This is a genomic window from Parafrankia sp. Ea1.12, from assembly GCF_900465275.1.
GTDB lineage: Bacteria > Actinomycetota > Actinomycetes > Frankiales > Frankiaceae > Parafrankia > Parafrankia soli.
Map to the genome: position 1 here is coordinate 1 of NZ_UBIZ01000659.1, position 2,284 is coordinate 2,284.

A 2,284-nucleotide genomic window follows, 5' to 3' on the forward strand; every position below is an offset into this window, starting at 1 on the left:
CCCCGCCACAACAGCTACCGCGTCAAGAAACCCGGCGAACCCGCCTCGACCCGCCACCCAGGCCCGCCAACGATCCGGCTCCACCCCCTCGCCCCACGCACAGCATGACCAGATCCCAGCAAGATCAAACTACGCTTCACGGCATTGCACCTGGACCCACGCACGCTCCAGCAGGTCACCGCGATAGACCTTGTCATAGAGCGCGTGGAACCGCCGCCCGGGATCAGCCTTGGCCGCCCGGTAAAGCGTTTGCTGCAAGGCTTGAACCTTGTCTTGCTCGGCGGAACTAGCCACGAGGGCACTCACCAGCTCTTCCTCACATACACACGCGCCGACGAAGCAGCGGCCCTTCCCGTCACCGGCGGTTATGTTGTCCGACCGGCTCAAGCGGTAATATGGCCGCCTCCGACTCCCTACCCGACACGTCACCCACTTCCCGAGGTCATCGGTTATAGGGCGTCGCCTCCTCCGGCAGATATTCCGCGGTGCTGCCGGGCCAGGCAGGGTCTCTCCAGTTCCCGCCGTCACTATCTGAACGTTCCGCGCCCCATACCCCGAGGAGTCCTTCACGGCTGTAATCCAGGATCTACACCGCTTCCGTGGCCTTCGCCGTGATTTCCGCGACTCGGCACTCCCTCTTCCCGCCGAAGCGGGCCTCTAACGAGGCGGCAGGCTTCGCTTCATGCTACGGACCGTCCAGTCGCTCCCCCTATTGGGCTTTTGACACTGGGCTTCGACCCGGCCAGTTACCCGACCAAGCCGCCAGTCTGCTACCGGGCCTCCTGGCAGCTACCCGGACCGGACTCGCACCGGCAAGCGACGACGAGCTTACGAACGGGGGATCAGCCGCTACACGGCGTCACCTCCGGCCTGCTGGACACACGAAAGATCGAGGCTAACTACGGGCGCCAGACTCGCCGATCGGCATTGTCGCCGACTTTGCGCAGCACGTTCTCGAACGCCAGGATCATGGCACGGGCAAATCCGATGACCGTCAGAATAGTGCTGCAGGCCTCCACCCTGTATCGGATCACCGCGCGGTACGCTGCCTCGGTCGGTTCGATCGCCAAGGATTCTGCATCGGCGGAATAGGATCGGCTGATAAGTATCGGCGCGATCGGTATGCCAGCTAGGAGACGCCTACCCGAGCTACTGCCATAGCGTGCCAATGCGAACTCAGGATCTGGGTGCCAAGTTTCCTGCTCGATAGGCACGGGAACGGTTACCGTCATCGGGCCAAGCGGCCCCAGGGCAGCATCTGGCAGAAGAGGAGCTTCGTGATCTACGACACCGCCGAGTCGCGATCCGTACCCAGTCGCGTGCAGTGCTCGTCGGATGGTCTCGCGCACGGTGGCATCGGTGCGAGAGCCGTCCCAGTGTATGACCTGAGTTCTGTCGGCCGAGTACAGTCCCTCGTCGAGTGAATCCGTGCGCTCGATCAGCTCAATCGGGTTCTCGATCTGATCCATTTTGAGAGCCGCAGCGATATCGGCGACTTCAGTCAAGGTCGCTGCGACGGACGGCGCTGATAGCATGCTCTTGTTGGCGTTCTCATCAGTGAGCGCGCGGAGGGCCTCCAGTAGCTGGTGCACGGTGTATCGATCGGCCACGGCAGCGTGTACTGCAAGCGCAATGTAGGTCTGTGTCGAGCTGCTTGCGTATGCGAGGCCCGACGGCCGTGCATTGGTGACATCAATCATTTGGCTGGCCATCGTCCGAAGATCTGTCAGCTTCGTGGAGGGCGAGGCCCCTGCGACATGCACTCTGGAGAGAGTTGGTGCGATGGTTGTCATAGGGGTTACCCAAGTGAGCCACAGTCGACGACTTACCGTCTGAACCGACAAGCGAAGCAGGTCATGTTCTTGAACGAGCGAAGCGTATGCGGCGAGTAGCGCGTCGTGCGATAACGAGACGGGGAGAACGGCGGTCTCGGTCAAGATCCATGAGTTCGGATCGTCGCGCGACTCACGTAGTCTCTCGAGAGTCGGAGAGGCGGGCACAGCGACCATGCTTGTCGAAATCGCCTTGGCCTCGACTTCTTTGATGATCTTCTGAGACAGCTTCGCGACGGTTCGCTGCTCGAAGACGTCCCGCAACGTGAAAGTGTGCTGTCGTTGTGACGCGCGCGCAACAAGACGTATCGCGAGGATGCTGTCACCGCCGAGTCGGAAGAAGTCGTCGTCCACGGACAGGGGTGTGCTCTCGGGGAGGGCGAGGACGTCGCGGAACACCCCGGCCAGGGACAGCTCGGTGTCGGTTTCCGGGGGGCGGCCGCTGCCGGATC

The 2,284-nt window shown here is 62.3% G+C and carries 2 protein-coding genes; both read right to left on the reverse strand.

Translation table 11 applies throughout. The features are described from left to right. Window positions 1–129: 129 nt before the first annotated feature. Window positions 130–306, reverse strand: a complete 177-nt coding sequence (locus tag FMEAI12_RS34610; RefSeq protein WP_200835516.1) for a hypothetical protein — start codon at window positions 304–306, stop codon at window positions 130–132. A 593-nt stretch (window positions 307–899) separates the two neighbouring features. After that, window positions 900–2,284 (reverse strand): phosphopantetheine-binding protein (locus tag FMEAI12_RS34615; protein WP_200835517.1); only part of this gene is annotated, 1,385 nt, incomplete at its 5' end.